This is a genomic window from Cohnella caldifontis (assembly GCF_029360585.1).
Taxonomy (GTDB): domain Bacteria; phylum Bacillota; class Bacilli; order Paenibacillales; family Paenibacillaceae; genus Cohnella; species Cohnella caldifontis.
On sequence record NZ_JAQZSJ010000002.1, the window covers coordinates 560,037 to 580,844 of the forward strand.

Here is a 20,808-nt window from a genome sequence, read left to right on the forward strand (position 1 = left end):
CTATGTCCGATTCCGATGGCTTTTGGCGGCGCCCCCGGGCATCCCTAGGAAATCGCGTTTGCATCGTTTCCTAAACAGCAAAAAATCCGGCATCAGGCTATACTGGCTAGTATTGCCCGATTGCCGGATCTTATATCAAACCGCGTCCAGAAGATTGTCGGCGTACCGTTCGACGAGGAATTCCCGGAAACGCTGGGCCGCCGGCGAATCATACCGGTTTTCCTTCCACTCCAGCCCAACCGTGCTGGCGCATTCGCGATCCCCGATGCGGAGCCAGCGAATCCCCTCCTGCCGCAGTCCTTCGGAGTCGGGCAGAATCGAAACCCCGAGCCCCTGGGAAACGAAGCCGGCCACCGTCTGAAGGTCTTCGGCCTCGTAACGGACATCGGGCCGGAAACCGGTATCCAGGAACAGTTGGTCGACCAGCTTGCGGAATCCGCAGATCGTCTTGTGCCCGACGAACGGTTCTCCGTCCAAATCCGCCATTCCGATCTCCTCCCGCGCGGCCAGCGGATGGCTGTCGGGGACGACGGCAAACAGCTTGCGTTGAAACAGCGGGACCCAGCGATTGCCGACCATGCCGGACTTCGGCGAGAGCAGGGCCATGTCGCAGCGGCCGGATTCCAACAAAGTTTGGATATGCTGCTGATTGCCTTGCTCGAGTTCAAACCGGATCCCGGGAAATCTCTCCCGGAAAGCGTGGATCAGCCTAGGGACCGTAGAGGCCCCCAAAATATTCAGGAATGCCAGGTATACGGTCCCCGTTTCGGGGTGGGCCAACTCGGCGATTTCCCGTTTCCCCCGCTCTACCTCGGCCAGAACGTTCCGGACGGTTTTGGCGAACAGCATGCCGTACCGGTTCAACTGCACGTTCCTTCCGCTGCGTTCGAACAAGGGCACGCCCAGCTCTTCCTCCAGCCTCGCGATCGAATGGCTGAGCGCGGGCTGCGTGATGTTCAGCTTTTCCGCCGCTTTCGTGACGTGTTGAAGCTCCGCTACCGCCGCGAAGTACTGCATTTGGACGAGCTCCATTCCGGGCGTCCTCCTCCGTTTTTCATGAATGAAAATAATGATTTTGATGAAAATCATAAATTAGACATTGTCACTTGTCAAATTTTACAATGGATTCACGGAGGCGGCCGAGGTACGCATTCGATTCCGATATGAACAGAAAGAAGGTTTTCGACATGGAGAAAGCGAGAGAGGAACGGCATTCGGGAAGGTCCGGAAACGGGTGGGCTTTCCTGTTGCTCTGTTTTGGCGTTTTCATGGTCTACCTGGACGCGATGATCGTGAACGTCGCGCTTCCGGATATCCGGACCGACTGGGACGTCGGAATCCGCGGCTTGCAGTGGGTCATCAACGCTTATTCGATTCCGTTCGCCTGCCTGCTGCTGGCCGGAGGGGTGTTCGGGGACTCGTTCGGTTATAAGAAGATGTTTTTGCTCGGCATGGCGGGATTCACGCTGAGTTCCATCTGGTGCGCCGAATCGGCGTCCATCGGATCTTTGCTGTCCGCCCGCGCCGTGCAAGGCGCGTTCGGAGCCCTCTTGATCCCCGTGTCCTTGGCGATCATCCGGGCCGTCTACCACGATCCGGTCCAGCGGGCCAAAGCGATCGGCATTTGGGCCGGCATCGGCGGGGTGGCCCTGGCCGCCGGCCCGTTGGTCGGCGGTTGGCTCGTCGAGAGGTACGGTTGGGAGAGCGTGTTCTGGCTGAACGTTCCGATCGGAGCCGTCGTTTTCGCCGCCCTCTCCGCCTTGATGAAAGAACCGGCCGGGAGAAAGAAACGGTCTCTCGATTTCGCGGGTCAAATCCTCTTCATCGCCGGGATCGCTTCTCTATCCTATGGCTTAATCGAAAGCCACTCGCTCGGCTGGGATCACGCCCGGATCGTCGGGTCCTTGGCGTTCGCCCTGGCGGCGATCGCGGCGTTCGTCTGGCGGGAGCACCGCCATCGGGAACCGCTTTTGCCGATGGACTTTTTCCGTCAGCCGTTGTTCGTCGTCGCTTTGCTGGTCAATTTGCTGGCTTTCTTCAGCGTGTATGCCGTCACCTTCCTCATGACGCTGTATCTTCAGAACGTGAACGGGCTTTCGGCGATCGATACCGGCCTCCGTTTCCTGCCTCTGACGCTGGGAATCATGGTGATGAGCGCGCTCGGCAGCCGCCTGGCCGTCAAGTTTTCCCCGCTCGCGCTCATTCCGGCAGGCTCGTTCGCGGTCGGTGCCGCGCTGCTCTGGTTGACCGCCCTGAAGCCGGGTTCCGGGTTGGCCGACTACGTGTGGCCCCTTCTTTTGCTCGGGATCGGCCTTCCGATCGCAGGCACTTCCGCCACCGTCACGCTGATGTCGCATACCGCGCCCGAAAGGGCGGGCATGGCGTCCGGGATCGCCAATACGTTCCGGCAGATCAGCGCCGTGGTGGCCGTCGCGCTTTCCGGCTCGCTGATGTCGGCGATCGTGAATCATTCGTCCGGCTCCCGCATGGACGCCCTTCAGGTTCCGGGATCCATTCAACCGGAAATCCGCGAGGCGCTCGCTTCCGGCAATCTGTCGGGCTTGGCATCCTCCGGATTGCCTGCCCGGACGCTGGAGGCGCTTGGCGATATGGCGCCGGTCTGGTTCGTGCAAGGCATGGGCGGCGCCTTCGTCCTGGCCGGGGCCGCCGGTCTGGCATGCGGCGTCCTCTGCCTGCTGATCTTGATCCGAAGCCGGATCAGCCGGCCGGCAGTCTCTCCCGCCGGCAAAGCTTCGGTTCCGACCCTCGCGAATCCGGAATGAGTTCCTTCCGCACGGAAACACGAAAAAAAGGGAGTTTGCTTGTCCGAGCAAACTCCCTTTTCCGTTTTCGCCCCATTCAATGCTTCCTTCCCGGGATGACGCCGGTTTCCTTGTACGCCGCCGCGATCTGGTCGATCTCGCGCTTGAGCTCGGATACCAGTTCGGCCTCCGGCACCTTGCGGATCATCTCGCCATAGCGGAACAGCATGCCTTCCCCGCGGGCGCCCGCGATGCCGATGTCGGCTTCCCGGGCTTCGCCGGGGCCGTTCACCGCGCAGCCCAGCACGCTGACTTTGATCGGCACTTTCAGCTTGGACAAGTAGTCCTCTACTTCGTTCGCAACCGAGAACAAATCGATATCGAGACGGCCGCATGTCGGGCAAGAGATCAGCGTCGGAGCGTCGGAAATGAGCCCGAACACCTTGAGCAGCTCGCGAGCCGCCTTGATTTCCTCCACCGGGTCCGCGCTTAACGAGATCCTCATCGTGTTGCCTATGCCCGCGTTCAGCAGCACGCCCAGCCCCGCGGCGCTCTTGATCGTGCCCGAGAACAGCGTGCCGGCCTCCGTGATGCCTAAGTGAAGCGGATACCGGATCGCTTCGGCCGCCTTGGTGTAAGCCGCGATCGCCATCGGCACGTCGGAGGCTTTCAAGGAAACGATGATGTCGTGAAAATCGAGCTCCTCCAAAATGCCGATATGATACAGCGCGCTCTCCACCATGGCTTCCGGCGTCGGATAACCGTACTTTTCCAGCAGATGGTTTTCCAGCGAGCCGGCGTTCACCCCGATCCGGATCGGAATGCCGCGCTCCTTGCAAGCCTTCACGACGGCTTCGACCTTCTCGCGCCGACCGATGTTGCCGGGATTGATCCGGACTTTATCGATGCCGTTCTCGATGGCGAGCAGCGCCAGCCGGTAGTCGAAGTGGATGTCGGCCACGAGAGGGATCGAGATTTGCCGTTTGATCTCCTTGATCGCTTCCGCCGCTTCCTTGTTGTTGACCGTCACGCGGACGAGCTGGCAGCCGGCTTCCTCCAGCCGTTTGATCTCGGCGACCGTCGCGGCCACGTCCGCCGTCTTCGTCGTGCACATGCTCTGCAGAATGACTTGGTTGTTCCCGCCGATGGTCAGATTGCCGACCCGAACGGGCACGGTTTCCGTCCTCTTGTACATGGCTCTTCGTTCTCTCCCCGAATAGACTGATCCCACCTCACCCGAAGGCGAGGTGGAATCGGCTTTAAACGCGTTACGCGCTCTCTTCTTTTTTCTTGCCTTTCTTGGTCTGCAGCTCGGGTACCATTTTCTCCTTGACGACCTTCTCGGTCACCACGCAATGGACGACGTCGTCCCGCGAAGGAACTTCGTACATGACGTCCAGCATGATGCCTTCGATGATCGCGCGCAGGCCCCGCGCGCCCGTGTTGCGCTTGATCGCCTCGCGAGCGATTTCCTCCAGGGCGCCGCCTTCGAACTCGAGCTTGACGTTGTCCATCTCGAGAAGCTTCTGGTATTGCTTCACCAGGGCGTTCTTCGGTTCGGACAGAATGCGGACCAGCGCGGATTCGTCCAGCGGCTCCAGCGTGGAGATGACCGGAAGGCGTCCGACGAATTCCGGAATGAGCCCGAATTTGAGCAGGTCTTCCGGCTGCGCGAGGGACAAGTATTCGCCCGGCTTCAGCTCCTTCTGGCCTTCGAGGGCCGAGCTGAACCCGATAACCTTCTTGCCGATCCGGCGCTTGATGATCTGCTCGAGACCGTCGAACGCGCCGCCGCAGATGAACAGGATGTTCGTCGTGTCGATCTGGATGAACTCCTGGTGCGGGTGCTTGCGGCCGCCTTGCGGAGGCACCGAGGCCACCGTGCCTTCGAGGATTTTCAGCAGCGCTTGCTGTACGCCCTCGCCGGAAACGTCCCGCGTGATCGACGGGTTTTCCGATTTCCGGGCCACTTTGTCGATTTCGTCGATGTAGATGATGCCGCGTTCGGCCTTCTCCACGTCGTAATCGGCGGCTTGGATCAGCTTAAGCAAAATGTTCTCGACGTCTTCCCCGACGTAGCCGGCTTCCGTCAGCGACGTGGCGTCGGCGATCGCGAAAGGCACGTTGAGGATTTTGGCCATCGTCTGCGCGAGCAGCGTCTTGCCGGAGCCGGTCGGGCCGATCAGCATGATGTTGCTCTTCTGCAGCTCGACTTCCTCGCTCTTGGCCGCTTTCGAGTTGATCCGCTTATAATGGTTGTAAACGGCCACGGACAGCGATTTTTTCGCCTGTTCCTGGCCGATGACGTATTGGTCCAGAATCGCCCGGATTTCCTTCGGCTTCGGGATTTCCTTCAGATCCAGCTCTTCTTCATGCCCGAGCTCCTCTTCCACGATCTCCGTGCAGAGCTCGATGCATTCGTCGCATATATAGACGCCGGGTCCGGCCACCAGCTTGCGCACCTGATCCTGGGACTTGCCGCAGAACGAGCATTTCAGCTGGCCTTTCTCGTCGTTGAATTTAAACATGGGAACCCTCCTTTATCCGGGTATGGGGGCGGAAATGACGCGGTCGATCAGACCGTACGCCAGTGCTTCCTCCGCGCTCATGAAGTTGTCGCGATCGGTGTCCCGCTCGATTTTCTCGTACGGTTGGCCGGTGTGCTTGACGTAGATATTGTTCAGCTTTTCCTTCGTCTTGACGATCCAATCGGCGTGGATCTTGATATCCGACGCCTGGCCTCTCACCCCGCCGAGGGGCTGGTGAATCATGATCTCGCTGTTCGGGAGGGCATAGCGCTTGCCTTTGGCTCCCGCGGTCAACAGGATGGAGCCCATGCTGGCGGCCATGCCGCAGCAGATGGTCGAAACGTCCGGTTTGATGAACTGCATCGTATCGTAGATCCCCATGCCGGCCGTGACCGAGCCTCCCGGGGAATTGATGTAAAGCGAAATGTCCTTTTCCGGATCTTCCGCCGCCAGAAACAGCAGCTGGGCGATAACGAGATTGGCGACGTCGTCGTCAATGGCGCTTCCCAGGAAAATGATCCGGTCCTTAAGGAGCCGGGAGTAGATGTCGTAGGACCGCTCTCCGCGGTTGGTTTGTTCAACGACGATAGGCACCAAGCTCATGGGGGTCAACCTCATTTCTTAGTGAACTCGAAATCTTCGGTAATATTCTAACACGTTCAAAGCGGAATGTCATGTTGACGACCCGCCCATCCGGTTTCGCGCCGCGGGCCGGCCGATGCCGATTCCGCGGGCGAAAAAAGGCACGCGGACCGCACGTGCCTGTAATCGTGACGCTATGTCGGCTTTTAGGCCGTTTTGCTGTTCTCTACGATGAATTGGACCGCTTTGCGGATCCGGATGTCCGAATTCAGCGTATCCATGTAGCCGTTGGAGGAGAAAATGGCGCGAAGCTCTTCGACAGAACGGTTATACGCCTTGGACAGGTTGGAAAGCTCTTCTTCCACGTCCGCTTCCGTCACGTCCAGGTTCTCCGCTTTCGCGATCGCTTCCAGCACCAGGTTGTTGCGGACGCGTTTGGAGGCGTCGCCATTCATCTGTTCCCGGAGCTGTTCCTCGCTCTGGCCGCTGAATTGATAGTACAGGTCGAGAGACAAGCCTTGCATCCGGATGCGGTTTTCGAATTCCTTCAGCATCTGGTCGACTTCGTTCTGAACCATGATCTCCGGCACTTCGACTTCCGCCGATTCGGAAGCTTTGTCGATGATCGCGTTCTCGCGGGCCGATTCCGCTTCTTTTTCCTTCCGTTCCTTCAGCTTTGCCGCCAAATCCTGTTTATATTCCTCCAGCGTATCGAATTCGCTGACGTCTTTGGCGAATTCGTCGTCGAGCGCCGGAAGGTTTTTGCGCTTGAGCTCGTTCAGCTTGACCTTGAACACGACGGCCTTGCCGGCCAGCTCTTCCGCCTGGTAGGACTCGGGGAACGTGACGTTGATGTCTTTCTCTTCGGCGATGTTCAGGCCGACAACTTGCTCTTCGAAGCCCGGGATGAACGAGCCGGAGCCCAGTTCGAGAGAGTAGTTCTCCCCTTTGCCGCCTTCGAACGCTTCGCCGTCCAGGAAGCCTTCGAAATCGATCACGGCGACGTCGCCCATTTGGGCCGGACCTTCGTCCACGACGACCAGCTCCGCATGGCGTTGCTGGAGGCGTTCCAGTTCCTTGCCGATTTCCTCGTCCGTCACTTCGGTGTCGGCCGCGGGAACTTCGATGCCTTTATATTCGCCGAGCTTCACTTCCGGCTTGACGGTGACCTTGGCTTTGAATTTGAAGGATTGACCGCGGCCGAATTGCTCGACGTCGACTTCCGGACGGGAGACCGGCTCGATGCCGGCTTGATCGACGGCTTCGGAATACGCTTCCGGAAGCAGGATGTCGATCGCGTCTTGATACAGGCTTTCCACCCCGAAACGGGCTTCGAAAATTTTACGCGGCACTTTGCCTTTGCGGAATCCCGGCACGTTCACCTTGGCGACGACTTTGCGGAACGCCTTGTCCAAGGCGGCGGCGACTTTTTGTTCATCGATCTCGACGTCGAGTACGCCGACGTTCTTCTCTATTTTTTCCCAGTTTGCTTTCATTGGCTGCTTTCCCCTCCGTAAGGCTTCTTCGTGCCGCCGATTGCGGCGTCTTCACATAAACCATTCCATTATATACAACCCCGGCGGCCTGCGCAAGACAAGCCCTCGCCGGTTCCGCTCAGAACGCCGTGCGCGGTTCGACCGCGTACTGGCGGAGCCACCGGAGCGCCTGCTCGTACCGAAACCGGAGCTCGTCCGTTATTCCGTACTGATCGCGGATTTCTTGGTCGCCTTCGGCGCCGTGCAGCTTTTCCAGCATCATCTGGTGCAGCGCGGCCGCCCATACGTCCGCCTGGCCGTCTTCGTCCGCCGCCATCGTCCGGTAGATCGGCGTCCCGTAGGCGGCCTGCACGCATTCCTTCCACATTTCTTCGGCGAAATAGGCGAGCGTGGGATCGGACACTTCAGCCGACAACCGCACCCTTTCGATGACGTCGATCACGGCCGGGGGAAAATCGGAAAACTGGAGCGGCGTATCCCCGATCTCCAGCGTCAACGCCTCCCCGTCCCTCCACATCGATACGGGCCCCGCGGCGCCTTGGTTCCGCAAAGCCTGCAGCGCCTTGAATTGCGCGGCCGGATGATGTTCGCCGCCGCTCAGCCAATCTTTCAGCGCTAACTGGACGTCCGGCCGCACGACGTGCGCCAGCTGCCCGATGGCCAGAAGCTGCTGCTCGGGGTCTTCCCCTTCCCGCAGGGAGGCCAGCAGCTTCGTAACGTACTCCGCGTCTTGGCGCGTCCGATCCTCCACCCGCCGGCGGACCCAGTCGGACTCTCCGGACTCTTCGTCCGGGAGCTCGTCATCCTCCAGCCCGGCCCAGTCATTGCCGGACGCGGACGCTTCCGGAAACGCCGCTTCCAGCCATCCCAGCAGCGCCTGCCACTCCGTATGATGCTTCTCCGCTTCCCCGCCGCATTGGAGCAGAAAGTCCAGCAGCGCTTTCGCCTCGCCGTAGCGTTCCGTCTCCAGCATTTTCGTTAATTTGATCTGATAAAAGTCCAACGTTTTCGGAAACAACACCAAATTGTCTTTGGCGCGGCCGCTCATGGCCAGTCCCCTTCCGGACCGGATATTCGTTGCGAAGGTTCGGTCTCCCGCATTATAACACGAAGGCTAGCGCAAATGGAAAAGCGGAAGAAGACGGAACGGTCCCGGCGGCCGAGTCGGCGAACGCCGCCCGAGAAGTTGTCCGCGCCGCCGTTGGAACGAAAACTTGTCATTCGCTGCCATTGATTTCGTTCTCCCGTTTGTGCTATCATAATTTCTGCTCACAGCAACACGCGGGTGTAGTTCAATGGTAGAACGCCAGCTTCCCAAGCTTGAGGCGAGGGTTCGATTCCCTTCACCCGCTCCATACGACATTGATGAAGAAGCCTTGCAACGCAGGCTTCTTTTTTGATTTTCGCATAAAAAAAAAAGCCCTGCCTCCTTCATCGGTCGGCAGGGCATTTCGACGTCTCTCATTCCGCGCATGGGTCCCGGCTCGTTCAATAACCGTTACGGCCGCCGGAACGACCTCTCGAACGTCCTCTCGACCGGTCTTTGACGATGACGATGACTTTGACGCGAGAACGGCCGGAGGAGCGGCCCGACGTGCTCGTACCGCGTAACGAGCCGCTTCCGTAATTCGTTCCATTGGGAATTCCAAACAACATGTCTGAACACCTCCTTGTCCCTGGGATGCTTTACGATATGATTAAAGTACGGCCATGTTAAGGACAAGGGTCGGCAGGTTTGAAAATGAGGCTGAAAGAGCGCTCGCAATGTCGTGCGGGAATAAATTTACCCCCAGCCGTTATGTCCGGCGCGATCCGTCCATTCCAAGATTCACTTGGCGGAAATTCCGCATAAATTCCGATCCGATGCTCACGCTAAAGCAGGTTGCCAGGCAACTAATCTGAACGCGGAGGGAACCCGAACCGATGACCCCGTCGCAAAACCCACAGGAGAACGTACAGGAAGCCCAAAACGTGCAGCAGCAAGCGCAGCAAGTGATCCAACAGGCGCAGCAAGCGGCCGCCCAAGTGAGCGCGCAAGCTTCGCAAGCGGCTCAACTGGCCCAGGAAGCCGAGCAGACGGCAACGACCGCCCAGCAGCTCAGCCAACAGCTGCAGCAAGCGCAAGCGCAAAGCACGCAGCAATTGACGGCGGCCGAACAGCAAATCGGCCAAGCCCAGAACACGGTCAGCGCGCTTCAAGGACAAAACGCGGCGTCCGCGCAGCCGGACCAAGGACAGTCCATGGCCGCCGAAGACGGTTTGGTGCAATAACCAACCCCGCTGGCGAACCCCAAAAAGGCCGTTGGGAACTCCCGCTTCCCGACGGCTATTTTTGCGGATTCGAAATGATCTGACGAGTCGGACCGCGAAAAACGCGGTCATTCAACATCCGGAACGAGCGAGACTCTGCGGATGCTTTCCGGCAAGATCCGAACGAGTCCCTTATCGGACAACCTCAACCAAGGAAAAACGACCACGCGAGCAGCGGCGATATGGCAGTGGCCGCCCAGCAGACCCCCGCTTGGGGATTTCAGGCGATTTTTCCTCTTTCCCCTCTTGAGACAGGGGAGCTCCGTATGATAAACTAATCAAGCTGCGTCCCGGTAGCTCAGTTGGATAGAGCATGCGCCTTCTAAGCGCACGGTCGGGGGTTCGAATCCCTTCCGGGACGCCATTATCACGCTTAAAAACCGAACTTCCATCTCTCGTTAACCGAAAGGCGCTTCGACACGAAGCGTCTTTTTTCGCGTATTTTCTAGGACCGGAACCCTATAATTTGCGCATTTTGTAACCAGGGTTACAGAACGCGCCGAGGGTACATGGTACGATTTTCTCCAATCAGAGAAACCCGCCAAACGGGACATGGAGTGAGGAAAAACGTGCTGCTGGTTCCCGTGCAAGACTTGAAAGACGGAGATTTGCTGGGCAAAGGACTGTACTCGGCGGACGGCCGCCTGATGCTGGGGCGGGGAAGCCGGCTGAACGAGCGGTTGATCGAAGGGATCAAACGGCTCGGACAGCATTACGTTTACGTTGAACTGACGGAGACGAGAACCGGCCAAAAAGAATGGGATTGGAAAAAGAACCTTCGCCGCCTGACGGAAGATTTGCTGTTCCGCTGGTTCGAGGCCGTACGCCAGAAGGAAAGCCTTCCCGTCAAGCCGCTGTTCGATTGGGCCGAACACGTCACGGAAATCGTATCCGAACAAGCCGGAGCGAAAATCGGCTTGGCGGACATGTCCCGCGACCGGGAACCTTTCGTCGCCCACAGCCTGAACGTTTGCTTTCTGTCGCTCCTGACGGCCAAAGCGCTGGGTTACAGGGAAAAGGAACTGATTGACGTGGCGGTAGGGAGCCTGCTGCATGACATCGGGCTGGCCGTCCCGCTGGAAGACAAGCTGGTGCTGAACCATCCGTTGATCGGTTTCGACCTGCTCCGCAAGGTGCCGGGCATTACGGCCGACGCGCTCCAGATCGTCTTGCAGCATCACGAGCGGATCGACGGCAGGGGATTCCCGCACGGCATTTCCGGCGGCGCGTTCCGGAAAGCCTCCCAAATTTGCGCCCTCGCGGTCGAATTCGACGATTTCATGAACCGATCTTTGACAAATCGCCTTCCTTGTGAAGGATTTGAGTTCGTGATGTCGAAAGTGGATACATCGTACGATTACGAAATCGTCCGCGCTTTCCTGAACGTATTCGAACCTTACCCCGTCGGAACCCCGGTTACTTTGACCGGCGGCCTCGAAGGCACCGTCGCCGAGACGAACCCCGGCCACCCTTGCCGCCCCGTGATCCGGCTGCAGGCTACCGGGGACCGGTTCGATCTAATGCAGCATATCACGTTCCGGATCGAACGCGCGGAACCGGTCGTATAAACCGGAAGGAACGGGAGGGATGGAGATTGCCGATCGACGCCGCCAAACTGCGACTTTCCATTCCCTTTTTCCGCGAGATCGAACCCGGCCTGTTAGCCCGCATCGTCCCCTTCATGTTCGAGAAGAAATTCCGCAAAGGGCAAATCATTTTCCTCGAAGGGGACGAAGGAGACGAAATATACTTCATCGGTTCCGGCGCAGTCGGCATCTATACGTTCGATAAAGCCAAAAAAGTGACGCTCGCGTTCCTTCGGGAAGGCGAGTATTTTGGCGAGATGGCCCTGCTCAAACCCGGCCTGGTGCGGTCCGCCACCGCCGAAACCTTGATGCCGACGCGGCTTTACGCCCTGCGGAAATCCGATTTCCAAACGTTGATCGAGCAAGACCGCAACCTGGCGTTCCACCTGCTGGACTACACCATGGAACGACTGCGGAAGGCGAACCAGCAAATATACGACCTGACCTTCCTGAACGTGAAAACGCGGATCGTCAAGAGACTGCTGCTGCTCGGCGAGGAGTACGGCGGAACCCGCATCCCGGTGAAAATCACGCACCAGCAATTGGCCGACATGGTCGGGGCGGCGCGGGAAACCGTGTCGAAGGTGCTCCAGGAGCTCCAGGACCAAGGCTTGATCGAGATCAAGGACAAAACGTTCCGCTTGATCGACCCGGCGACGTTGGAGCGGAAGCTGCTGGAAGATCAATGAACCGAGGTTTTCCGAATGCCGGAAAACCTCTTTTTCATGGCCTTTCCGGGGCCATAATAAACGGGAAACCCTTACCGAATCGGAGGCGCTACGCGATGACTTGGCTGTTCTACGCGCTGCTGTCGGCGGTTACCGCGGCGCTGGTCGCCGTATTGGGCAAAATCGGCTTGAAGGATCTGGACGCCAATGCCGCCACCGCGATCCGCTCGGTGATCATGGCGCTCTTCCTCGTCGGCGTGGTCGCCTTCCAGGGAAAATTCGCGGAAGTGCATCAAATCCTCGGACAAAAAAAGGCGCTGACCTTCATCTGCCTGAGCGGGGTCGCGGGCGCGCTTTCCTGGCTCTTCTACTTCCTCGCCCTGAAATCGGGCAAAGTTTCGCAGGTCGGGCCGATCGACAAGTTCAGCGTGGTGATCGCGGTCGTGCTGGCGTTTCTTTTCCTAGGGGAGCGAATCTCCTGGCTGAACGCCCTCGGCGTGGCGATGATCGCCGCGGGAGCCATTCTGGTCGCCTTGAAATAAGCGAGCATAAAAACAGCGGAAATGTCAATTTAATGTAATGTATTATAACGCAAAATAAAATACCGAATCCTTTTTTTTTGGATTCGGCACCATTTTACGTTATGTTAAATAACATAGATATTACAAATTACCGTTGGGCCTCATCCCTCGGATTGTTCTGAGCCGGATGACGCACGTTTTTCCGCAAAACTTCTTCTACGAACGTCTCGCCTTTTTTCCGGATTTGGTTCCCTTCGTTCTGTTTAAACCGCTCGGGCATTTTTCGCTCACCTCCCGCTGCGGCCGAACAACAGATCCAGGTCCGACCGCACGCCGTCCGAATTCAGCACGTCCTCCGCGAAAGTCCGGCGATCGTTATCCGACAGGTGACTCGGACCGGAGAACCATTGCATCGTCACGTCCCGGAACGCGTCGTGCATGTCGTTGTCGTACCAGTCGACTTCGGTCCTGGCGTCGTTAGCCAGCACCCGGACCAGCTGATACCCTTTCGGACCCTCGCGGAAATAGGCCAGCAGCTCCGGAACGCCGGGATCGCCGGCGTGCACCTCGACCTCGGCCAGCCGCTGGTCTCCCCATTCCCGGATGCCGCGGCAAGCAGCCCGCCTGACCGTCAGCATGGCGGCACCATCGCCTGAACGATCTCCGGTTTCAGGACGTTCATGGATGCGATGTGGCGTTTCGTTTCATCGGTTCCAAGCCGGTAGAGCAACCGGTAAATGTCTTTGAGTTGTGCATCGTACACGGCATTGTAATCCTCTTCGCCCTTGGTCGTAATCGGGCGGACGAAGTGGAACGCGGAAGCTTCCTCCGCGCTGGACGTTTCTTCGAACAACTCCTGGAGTTTGTTCAACTCTTCTTCGTTCGCCCGGATCTCGAATTCGAACGGAGCCGCCTGGCGGTCCTCCAATACTTGTCCCGCGGCTACCGCCACGTAATACGTTTTGCGTCCGTCTTCCATCCTGGGACCCTCTCCTTCCGACGCGATTCGTTACGTATTTTCTCCCGGGACATACATGTTATCCCTTCATTCGCATATCCATCTTATGATCGGTTGATCGCTACAGCGGGAGGAGGAAAAGTACCCATGTGCGGGATTGCCGGATGGGTCGACTGGGACGAGGATTTGACGAAACACGCGGACGCGATCGAAAAAATGACGGAGACGCTCGAGCTGAGGGGACCCGACGCCTCGGGCACCTGGCTGTCGAGGCATTGCGCGTTCGGCCATCGCAGGCTGTCCGTCATCGACCCCGCGGGCGGGGCGCAGCCGATGGTTCGCCCGGTCAAATCAGCCGACGACCAAGATTGCGTGATCGTGTACAACGGCGAGCTGTACAACGCCCCCGAGCTTCGCGGGGAGTTGGTCCGGCTCGGTTACCGGTTCCGGACGACCTGCGATACCGAGGTTTTGCTGCTCAGCTACGTTGAATGGGGACCGGCTTGCGTGGAGAAATTCAACGGGATTTTCGCCTTTGCGATTTGGAGGACGGACGAGGAGACGTTGTTCATGGCCCGGGATCGGCTGGGCGTCAAGCCGTTGTTTTACCGGCATGAAGAGGGCCGCCTGCTGTTCGGGTCCGAGCCGAAAGCGATGTTGGCCCATCCCGACGTGCAGCCGGAGGTGGATGCGGAGGGACTCGCGGAGCTGTTCATCGTCGGCCCGGCCCGTACGCCGGGCCATGGCGTGTACCGGGGCTTCCGGGAGTTGAAGCCGGGCCATTGCCTCACGTTCAGCCGGGACGGATTGCGTACCCGGGCGTATTGGCGGCTGGAAAGCCGGCCGCACGAGGAAGACGCCGAAGAGACAGCGCGGCGGGTCGGGGAGCTGCTCGAAGACACCCTCGTTCGCCAGCTCGTATCGGACGTCCCGGTATGCACGCTGCTGTCCGGGGGACTCGATTCCAGCGCGCTCACCGCTTTGGCGGTCCGTTATTACGATTCCACGGGCCAAGGCAAAGTCCATACGTTCTCCGTCGATTACGTCGATAACGACAAGTATTTCCAGGCGCACGCGTTCCAGCCGAACGCCGACGCGCCGTGGATTCAGCGCATGCGGGATTATCTCGCCACCATCCACCACGAAGTGCGGTTCGACACGCCGGAGCTGGCGGACGCCTTGGAGAACGCCGTGCTGGCCAAAGACCTGCCCGGCATGGCGGATATCGACGCGTCGCTTTACCTGTTTTGCCGGGAAATCAAGAAGCAGGCGACGGTCGCCATTTCCGGCGAAGCGGCGGACGAAATTTTCGGAGGGTATCCTTGGTTCCACCGGAGGGATACGTTGGAAGCGGACACGTTCCCCTGGTCGCTCGCCGCGGATCTGCGGACCAGCCTGCTGTCCGAGGAACTGAAACGTTCGCTCCGCCCCGCGGAATATTTGGGCGACCGTTACGCCCAAGCGGTCGCGGAGGTGCCCGAACTGCCCGGAGAGGACGAGGAGCGGCGCCGGATGCGGCGGATGTCCTATCTGAACATCACGAGGTTCATGCCGACTTTGCTCGACCGCAAAGACCGCATGAGCATGGCGGTCGGCTTGGAAGTCCGCGTCCCGTATTGCGATCATCGGCTGGTGGACTACGTTTTCAATATCCCTTGGGAGATCAAGATGACCGGGGACCGCGAGAAAGGCGTGCTGCGCCGGGCTCTGGAAGGGGTATTGCCCCGCGACGTCCTGTACCGCAAAAAAAGCCCGTACCCGAAAACCCACAATCCGAACTACTTCGCGACGGTCAGAAACCGGCTGCTGGAACGGTTGGACGATCCGTCCTCCCCGCTGCTTCCGCTGATCGACGTCAAACGCGTCCGGGAGCTCGCCGCACAGACGGACGCAAGTTCCCATCTGCCCTGGTTCGGCCAGCTGATGTCCGGTCCCCAGATGTTCGCTTATTTGCTCCAGATGGATTTCTGGCTGCGTCATTACAAAATCAAGCTGGCGCTGTAAAGCCGGGAATAAGCCCGGGGCGAACTCCGGAAACAGAGAAAAACCTCCGCTGCCTGCGTTCAGGCGATTCGGAGGTTTCCGTTTTTTAAGCGTCCGATTGGCGGATCCGGTCCAGCAGCTTGCGCAGCGCGCGGCCGCGGTGGCTGACGGCGTTTTTCTCCTCGAGCGTGAGCTCCGCCAAGCTTTTGCCGAATTCGGGCAGCCAGAACAGCGGATCGTATCCGAAGCCGCCGGTGCCTTTCGGCTCCTTCAGGATCCATCCTTCCACGGTGCCTTCCGCTTCGAAGCGGGTGCCGTCCTCCGGCATGTAGAGCGCGAGCACGCTGACGAACCGGCCGGTGCCGTACGCGGCGGGGCCCCCGGGAGCGGCTTCGGCCTTCGTGCCGGAGGCGTCCAGCTCGCGCAGCAGCTTGGCGTTATTGTCGGCGTCGGAGGCGCGTTCGCCCGCGTAACGGGCGGAGTACACCCCGGGCGCCCCGCCCAGCGCGTCCACGCATAACCCCGAGTCGTCCGCGAGAACGGGAAAGCCGAGGATTTCCGCCGCCGTCCGGGCTTTGATCAGCGCGTTCTCCGCGAACGTCGTGCCCGTCTCCTCGATCTCCGGCACGCCGGCCGTCTCGTTCAGGTCCCGCACTTCGATGCCGAGAGCGGCGAACGCTTCGCGGAACTCCTTCGTTTTGCCCCGGTTGCGGGTCGCGACGACCAGCACGTCGTTCGGTCCGATTTTCATTTCGGCTCACCGATCCGGGCGCCCGCCGGGCCAAGCGTTTCCTTCTGCCATTCGATCAGACTCCGGATTCCCGCTTCCGCAAGGCCGAGCATGCCGTCCAACTCCCCGCGGGTGAAGGGCGATTCCTCGCCCGTTCCCTGGATTTCCACGAACGATCCCGCGCCGGTCATCACGACGTTCATGTCGACCTTGGCTTTGGAATCCTCTTCGTAGTTCAAATCGAGCACGACCTGTTCCGAAATGACCCCGACGCTGATGGAAGCCAGAAAATCCGTCAGCGGGTAGCGGGCGAAAGACGCGGTTTCGGACAATTTGCGGATCGCCAGCGCCATCGCCATGAAACCGCCGGTAATCGAAGCGGTTCTCGTGCCCCCGTCGGCTTGAAGGACGTCGCAGTCGATCGTGATCGTGCGTTCGCCCAAAGCGTCCAGCCGCACGACGGAACGGAGCGCGCGTCCGATCAGCCGCTGGATTTCCATCGTCCGACCGGCGGGTTTGCCTTTGATCGATTCCCGCTGGTTCCGGGATTGGGTGGCCCGGGGCAGCATGGCGTATTCCGCCGTTACCCACCCTTTGCCCTGCCCTTTGAGAAAGGGAGGGACCCGTTCGTCTACCGTCGCCGTGCACAGCACCTTCGTGTCGCCGGCTTCGATCAGCACGGATCCCTCCGCGTATTTATTGGGATGAAGCGTCGCCCGGAACGGGCGCAGCTCCGCCGGCAACCTGCCGTCGGTTCTCATTCTTAATTCCTCCTGCCTGGACTTCTCCTGGTACAAAACTTCTCCCATTTTACCAAAGTCGGGCAGGAAAAGCATCCGGCGGTCTTTTAGCGTTTCAACGAATTGACGACCGATGGGCGCGTCACCGGATGGTCGTAGGCTTGATGGTCCGAATCCAGGAAGGAGTCGTCGCCGTTCATGGCCACCTTGACTTTCGGCACGCCCGCCGCTTCGGTGAGCGTCAGCACGAGTTCGTCCATCATTTCGGAGGGCAGCGTCTGATCCGGCGTCCAATCCGGATCGCGGAGGGAGACGTTGACCGTATCCGCGGATTGCGTAAGCTCGTCGACCGTGATGCCGGGAAGCACGTCGTTCTGAAGGGAGGCGGTGTCGGCCGGGCCTTTGATCAACTCGTTCACGGCGGCTTTCATCCGATCCGGAGCGCGGTCGACCAGTCGGGTTACGGGCACGAAATATCCGTTGCCATCCGCCGCCCGGGCCGAGAAATACAGCGTGACGGCCATGGAGCGCGAGAGCTGCACGCCTTTCGCCGGCTCGACGTTAATGCCGATGCCGCGGGTCAATCGTTCATCCACCGGCGTATTGGACGCCGGCAGCGAGCGGATCGGCTTGCCGGACACGGAAAGCTTGACCTGGTCGATCCCGGGAAGTTCGGTCAGCGTCCACACGATCGCCTCCAGCATTTTCCGTTCCGAATCGGCGGTCATGCCGGGGAGCTTGTCTGCGAAATCGACCGACGCCGTCCCTTTTTCCGTATCCAGCTTGACGGACTCCACCTGGACTCCTTGCGGGATCACCGCCGCGAAGCCTTCCGGAAGCTGGTCTTTCCGCTGCGGATCCTCGGTCAGCCAGGAGACCGCCGTCTCCGCCGCCGCGAGGGCCGATTCCTTGGCCGAAGAATCTTCGGGGGACAGGCGGAGCGTCATGGGAGCGAGGTAGCCGTTCGCGTCCCGAAGGTACACCGTGACGGAGTCCTCCGGCGAAATCACGGTATCGGCGGGATCCGCGGACGCCGATGAAGTTTTCGCGGCATCCTTCGCGGACGTTTCCGGTGCTTCCTGGGCAGACTGCCGGTCGTTTTCGGTGGCGGCCGGATGATCGGACTCCTGAGCGACCGTGGCCTCTTCCGACTGCTGGAGCATCGTTTCCTCCACTTGATATGGAGGCGGATCGACAACGCCGGCGGACCCGGCGTCGTTTCCTTTCCCGCTTCCGGCGGCTCCGCATGCGGACACCAGCGGAACCATGAGCGCGATCGCGGCCCATTTGCGGGCTTTGCGGATTCGGTTGAGCTTTCTGTTCATTGGATTTTCCTCCCGTTCGGGTATGGTCGGTACGGACGGCCTCCGGGGCCGCCGTTCCTCCCGCTCCCATTTTGTAGTACTATGTATACGAGCCCCCGGAAGGAACTATGTATGTTTGTCCCGTCGACAAGACGGGCTTCGGTGGTCTATCGTTACGAAAAGAGGTGCAGGGATTGTCCAAGCCGAACGTCTATCGCCTCAACAGCAAAGAAGTCGCCAGAGCCACGGAAGAGTGGCTGACCAAACGGGGCGTCAGCAAGGAGCAGATCGGCCAATTGGTCATGCTGCTTCAGAAAGACTATTTTCCCGAGCTTACCCTGGAAGAGTGCGTCGCCAACGTGGAAGCCGTTCTCTCCAAGCGCGAGGTGCAAAACGCCGTGCTGACGGGGATCCAGCTCGATATGCTGGCCGAGGAGGGCAAGCTGCTTCCTCCGCTTCAGGACATGATCAAATACGACGAAGGCTTGTATGGCTGCGACGAAGTGCTGGCGCTCAGCATCGTGAACGTCTATGGAAGCATCGGGTTCACCAATTTCGGTTATATCGACAAGTTCAAGCCGGGCGTTCTGAAGAAGCTGAACGACAAACACGACGGGGAAATCCACACGTTCCTCGATGACATCGTCGGCGCCATCGCGGCGGCGGCTTCGAGCCGGATCGCCCATCGCAAACAGGCCGAGCGCGAAGCGGAAGCGTTAGACGCAGCGGACGGGGAGTAAGCGAGCAGCCCCGGCTTGCGGTCCGTCGATTACAGTCGCGCCCCTGTAACCCGGTAATTTCGGGTTGCAAGCCATACAAGTGCTAAAAAACCGTCAGGGAGAAATTCGTCCCTGACGGTCCTATTGTTTCGTGCTTCTGAAGTCACTCTTCAGCAACTTTCCCACGAACATCCTCAATCCTGTACTCAAATGAACATAACAAGAGGAGCGGGGTTTAAGCTTGCGCGGCAAGCTTAATCAGTTGTTGCCCCACGCGTTGGCGGGGGTTAATCTTGCACGGCAAGCTTAACCGAAAACTATCCCCTGCTTTGAGCAGCATTTAAACCGATGCGGCCAGAAGCCATGTTTCATTCCTTTCCCTTTTTTTGGTGATTTGGACATATGGAATCCCGAAAAGTTATATATTCTGGCGTGCAAGTAAAAACGAATTCGAAGTCCTTATAAGTAAGGGTGCTAAGAGCTTAAATACAACTAATCATCTCATTCTGCCCCATTTTTAAAGTGCTAAGAGCCGAAGAGCATTTATTCTAAGCATATCCTTCATTTTTCCGAGAGACGAGCTCTGCTAATTGCATTTTGGCCGTTAGTCATCTCATTTTCTGTGAAAACAGAAAAAATAACTGCATTTTAGCCCTTAGCATTCGCCTTTGGAGATCCATTGCGCTTCACCAACGGTTTCTCCTGCTTAGGAGTCATAATTCTGAACTTTTAAAAAAGGCAAAATCGTTCTGGCGATCGGTTTTGCCTTTTTACCTCTGACATGTACAAGTTCCTGAAACGCTTACGTATCTGCCGCGCCCCTNCATAATTCTGAACTTTTAAAAAAGGCAAAATCGTTCTGGCGATCGGTTTTGCCTTTTTACCTCTGACATGTACAAGTTCCTGAAACGCTTACGTATCTGCCGCGCCCCTCCATGTTCCGCCGCCGTTCACCTGCCGTAACAAGCCGCGCCGTTCGAGCAACAGAAGATGCGCGATCGTCTCGGCCAACGCGAACCTCAGGTTGTGCGGATTGCTCCGCAACCGGGCCCCGAACAACCGCTCGCAAATCTCAAACGACGATAACGCGTCGGAGCCGATCAACGCGATCAACCGCTCCAGCCGTCTCTCGTGGTGGGCCAGCAAATCGACCAGCCGATCGCGGAAACGCCCGAAAGGATCGCGGTGTCCGGGGAACGCAAGATCAACCTCCAAGTCCAGCATGAACTTCAAGCTGTCCATAAACGACGCCAAGGGGTTCGGATCCCCCTCCGGCAGCCAGCCGATGTTCGGAGAAATATCGGGCAGCACCTGATCTCCGCAGAGGATCCGCCGCCCGCGCGGATCGTAGAACGACAAATGGCCGGGGCCATGCCCCTCCCCGCCGATCAACGTCCATTCCGTGCCGGCCATTTCGAACTTCCCGCCGGCCTTCAGCGTCCTCACTTCCGTGGGATGGGGAGATACCCGACCCCGGAAACCCGACAGATGCTCCCGCATCGCCTCGGTCAGTTCCTGCGGCAGCCCGTGCCGCCGCATGGCTTCGAGCATCCGAGCGGAGAACGTCTCGCCTTCGCCCCACATCATCCAAGCCGCCCTGCCGGCTTCATCCGACATCCAGACCGGGGCTCCTCCCGACCGTTCTTGAAACCATCCGGCCAACCCGTAATGGTCGGGATGGTGGTGAGTCAGCACGATCCGTTTGATCGCGGCCCAATGAATCCCCTTGTCAGCCAACGTTTGCTCCCACAATTTCTCCGACTCGGGCGTCCGTAATCCCGGATCGATCAAAGTCCATCCATTGTCCCCGGGAAGCAAATAGGCGTTCACCCATTTGAGCGAGTAGGGAAGCGGAACTTTGACCTGCAGCCAGCCTCCCGGCCATTCCCGTACGCTTGCCGTTTCCAAATCCGAATCCATC

19 protein-coding genes and 2 tRNA genes are annotated in these 20,808 nt (G+C 59.0%); 9 read left to right on the top strand and 12 right to left on the bottom strand.

The features are described from left to right. Positions 1–135 precede the first annotated feature (135 nt). A complete protein-coding gene (locus PTZ19_RS05570; protein WP_276352864.1) occupies positions 136–1,032 on the bottom strand; it encodes a LysR family transcriptional regulator in 897 nt (298 codons plus the stop codon). A gap of 155 nt (positions 1,033–1,187) precedes the next feature. Between PTZ19_RS05570 and PTZ19_RS05575 the strand changes: the two genes are divergently transcribed. Then, positions 1,188–2,783: an MFS transporter gene (locus tag PTZ19_RS05575; protein WP_276352866.1), complete on the top strand. Its 1,596-nt coding sequence runs from the start codon at positions 1,188–1,190 to the stop codon at positions 2,781–2,783. Positions 2,784–2,859: 76 nt separating this feature from the next. Here the strand turns inward: PTZ19_RS05575 and ispG are convergent, their stop codons facing one another. The 5 genes from ispG to PTZ19_RS05600 form a co-directional block, all read right to left on the bottom strand. Continuing rightward, positions 2,860–3,957 (bottom strand): flavodoxin-dependent (E)-4-hydroxy-3-methylbut-2-enyl-diphosphate synthase, encoded by a 1,098-nt coding sequence (ispG, locus tag PTZ19_RS05580; RefSeq protein ID WP_276352867.1) that lies wholly within the window; start codon positions 3,955–3,957, stop codon positions 2,860–2,862. 73 nt (positions 3,958–4,030) lie between these two features. After that, positions 4,031–5,290, bottom strand: coding sequence for an ATP-dependent protease ATP-binding subunit ClpX (gene clpX / locus PTZ19_RS05585; RefSeq protein WP_276352869.1), 1,260 nt, complete (start codon positions 5,288–5,290; stop codon positions 4,031–4,033). A 12-nt stretch (positions 5,291–5,302) separates the two neighbouring features. After that, a complete protein-coding gene (gene clpP / locus PTZ19_RS05590; protein WP_276352871.1) occupies positions 5,303–5,893 on the bottom strand; it encodes an ATP-dependent Clp endopeptidase proteolytic subunit ClpP in 591 nt (196 codons plus the stop codon). Between the two features lie 185 nt (positions 5,894–6,078). Then, positions 6,079–7,368 (bottom strand): trigger factor, encoded by a 1,290-nt coding sequence (gene tig, locus PTZ19_RS05595; protein ID WP_276352873.1) that lies wholly within the window; start codon positions 7,366–7,368, stop codon positions 6,079–6,081. Between the two features lie 118 nt (positions 7,369–7,486). After that, on the bottom strand, positions 7,487–8,416 hold the full coding sequence (locus tag PTZ19_RS05600; RefSeq protein WP_276352874.1) for a hypothetical protein: 930 nt from the start codon (positions 8,414–8,416) through the stop codon (positions 7,487–7,489). Between the two features lie 233 nt (positions 8,417–8,649). Here PTZ19_RS05600 and PTZ19_RS05605 point away from each other — a divergent pair. The 6 genes from PTZ19_RS05605 to PTZ19_RS05630 all read left to right on the top strand — a co-directional run bounded on the left by PTZ19_RS05605 (position 8,650) and on the right by PTZ19_RS05630 (position 12,474). Further along, positions 8,650–8,723: transfer RNA gene (locus PTZ19_RS05605), tRNA-Gly, on the top strand. 568 nt (positions 8,724–9,291) lie between these two features. Then, positions 9,292–9,639, top strand: a complete 348-nt coding sequence (locus PTZ19_RS05610) for a hypothetical protein (protein ID WP_276352875.1) — start codon at positions 9,292–9,294, stop codon at positions 9,637–9,639. A 326-nt stretch (positions 9,640–9,965) separates the two neighbouring features. After that, a tRNA-Arg gene (locus PTZ19_RS05615) sits at positions 9,966–10,042 on the top strand. A 205-nt stretch (positions 10,043–10,247) separates the two neighbouring features. After that, a complete protein-coding gene (locus PTZ19_RS05620; protein WP_276352877.1) occupies positions 10,248–11,246 on the top strand; it encodes an HD-GYP domain-containing protein in 999 nt (332 codons plus the stop codon). A 26-nt stretch (positions 11,247–11,272) separates the two neighbouring features. Further along, positions 11,273–11,953 (top strand): Crp/Fnr family transcriptional regulator, encoded by a 681-nt coding sequence (locus tag PTZ19_RS05625; protein WP_276352878.1) that lies wholly within the window; start codon positions 11,273–11,275, stop codon positions 11,951–11,953. A gap of 95 nt (positions 11,954–12,048) precedes the next feature. Continuing rightward, positions 12,049–12,474: an EamA family transporter gene (locus PTZ19_RS05630; protein ID WP_276352880.1), complete on the top strand. Its 426-nt coding sequence runs from the start codon at positions 12,049–12,051 to the stop codon at positions 12,472–12,474. A gap of 266 nt (positions 12,475–12,740) precedes the next feature. Here the strand turns inward: PTZ19_RS05630 and PTZ19_RS05635 are convergent, their stop codons facing one another. Further along, the gene (locus PTZ19_RS05635) at positions 12,741–13,091 is read right to left on the bottom strand and encodes a hypothetical protein (RefSeq protein ID WP_276352881.1); all 351 of its coding nucleotides are present in this window, start codon (positions 13,089–13,091) and stop codon (positions 12,741–12,743) included. Beyond that, positions 13,085–13,432 carry a hypothetical protein gene (locus PTZ19_RS05640; protein WP_276352882.1) on the bottom strand — a complete coding sequence of 116 codons (348 nt, stop codon included), beginning with the start codon at positions 13,430–13,432 and terminating at the stop codon, positions 13,085–13,087. The genes PTZ19_RS05635 and PTZ19_RS05640 overlap by 7 nt, the downstream gene beginning before the upstream one ends. A gap of 126 nt (positions 13,433–13,558) precedes the next feature. On the opposite strand from PTZ19_RS05640, the gene asnB reads away from it, so the two are divergent. Continuing rightward, positions 13,559–15,415, top strand: a complete 1,857-nt coding sequence (asnB, locus tag PTZ19_RS05645) for an asparagine synthase (glutamine-hydrolyzing) (RefSeq protein WP_276352883.1) — start codon at positions 13,559–13,561, stop codon at positions 15,413–15,415. Positions 15,416–15,500: 85 nt separating this feature from the next. Here asnB and PTZ19_RS05650 read toward each other — a convergent pair whose 3' ends face one another. The 3 genes from PTZ19_RS05650 to PTZ19_RS05660 form a co-directional block, all read right to left on the bottom strand. Beyond that, entirely contained in the window at positions 15,501–16,145 is a 645-nt protein-coding gene (locus tag PTZ19_RS05650) for an XTP/dITP diphosphatase (RefSeq protein WP_276352885.1), read from the bottom strand. Next, entirely contained in the window at positions 16,142–16,885 is a 744-nt protein-coding gene (gene rph / locus PTZ19_RS05655) for a ribonuclease PH (RefSeq protein ID WP_276352886.1), read from the bottom strand. The genes PTZ19_RS05650 and rph overlap by 4 nt, the downstream gene beginning before the upstream one ends. Before the next feature lie 86 nt (positions 16,886–16,971). Continuing rightward, positions 16,972–18,189, bottom strand: coding sequence for a GerMN domain-containing protein (locus tag PTZ19_RS05660; protein ID WP_276352887.1), 1,218 nt, complete (start codon positions 18,187–18,189; stop codon positions 16,972–16,974). A gap of 173 nt (positions 18,190–18,362) precedes the next feature. Here PTZ19_RS05660 and PTZ19_RS05665 point away from each other — a divergent pair, with 173 nt between their 5' ends. Continuing rightward, a complete protein-coding gene (locus tag PTZ19_RS05665) occupies positions 18,363–18,908 on the top strand; it encodes a phosphatidylglycerophosphatase A family protein (protein ID WP_276352888.1) in 546 nt (181 codons plus the stop codon). A gap of 891 nt (positions 18,909–19,799) precedes the next feature. On the opposite strand, the gene PTZ19_RS05670 is transcribed toward PTZ19_RS05665, so the two are convergent. Beyond that, entirely contained in the window at positions 19,800–20,807 is a 1,008-nt protein-coding gene (locus tag PTZ19_RS05670; protein ID WP_276352890.1) for an MBL fold metallo-hydrolase, read from the bottom strand. Between the last annotated feature and the right edge of the window lies 1 nt (position 20,808).

Excerpts from the sequence above, each read along its gene's own strand:
- tig (WP_276352873.1), bottom strand. The coding sequence starts at position 7,368 with ATGAAAGCAAACTGGGAAAAAATAGAGAAGAACGTCGGCGTACTCGAC.
- PTZ19_RS05660 (WP_276352887.1), bottom strand. The coding sequence starts at position 18,189 with ATGAACAGAAAGCTCAACCGAATCCGCAAAGCCCGCAAATGGGCCGCG.
- PTZ19_RS05600 (WP_276352874.1), bottom strand. The coding sequence starts at position 8,416 with ATGAGCGGCCGCGCCAAAGACAATTTGGTGTTGTTTCCGAAAACGTTG.
- rph (WP_276352886.1), bottom strand. The coding sequence starts at position 16,885 with ATGAGAACCGACGGCAGGTTGCCGGCGGAGCTGCGCCCGTTCCGGGCG.
- PTZ19_RS05670 (WP_276352890.1), bottom strand. The coding sequence starts at position 20,807 with ATGGATTCGGATTTGGAAACGGCAAGCGTACGGGAATGGCCGGGAGGC.
- PTZ19_RS05610 (WP_276352875.1), top strand. The coding sequence starts at position 9,292 with ATGACCCCGTCGCAAAACCCACAGGAGAACGTACAGGAAGCCCAAAAC.
- clpX (WP_276352869.1), bottom strand. The coding sequence starts at position 5,290 with ATGTTTAAATTCAACGACGAGAAAGGCCAGCTGAAATGCTCGTTCTGC.
- ispG (WP_276352867.1), bottom strand. The coding sequence starts at position 3,957 with ATGTACAAGAGGACGGAAACCGTGCCCGTTCGGGTCGGCAATCTGACC.
- asnB (WP_276352883.1), top strand. The coding sequence starts at position 13,559 with ATGTGCGGGATTGCCGGATGGGTCGACTGGGACGAGGATTTGACGAAA.
- PTZ19_RS05650 (WP_276352885.1), bottom strand. The coding sequence starts at position 16,145 with ATGAAAATCGGACCGAACGACGTGCTGGTCGTCGCGACCCGCAACCGG.
- PTZ19_RS05570 (WP_276352864.1), bottom strand. The coding sequence starts at position 1,032 with ATGGAGCTCGTCCAAATGCAGTACTTCGCGGCGGTAGCGGAGCTTCAA.
- PTZ19_RS05640 (WP_276352882.1), bottom strand. The coding sequence starts at position 13,432 with ATGGAAGACGGACGCAAAACGTATTACGTGGCGGTAGCCGCGGGACAA.
- PTZ19_RS05575 (WP_276352866.1), top strand. The coding sequence starts at position 1,188 with ATGGAGAAAGCGAGAGAGGAACGGCATTCGGGAAGGTCCGGAAACGGG.
- clpP (WP_276352871.1), bottom strand. The coding sequence starts at position 5,893 with ATGAGCTTGGTGCCTATCGTCGTTGAACAAACCAACCGCGGAGAGCGG.
- PTZ19_RS05630 (WP_276352880.1), top strand. The coding sequence starts at position 12,049 with ATGACTTGGCTGTTCTACGCGCTGCTGTCGGCGGTTACCGCGGCGCTG.
- PTZ19_RS05635 (WP_276352881.1), bottom strand. The coding sequence starts at position 13,091 with ATGCTGACGGTCAGGCGGGCTGCTTGCCGCGGCATCCGGGAATGGGGA.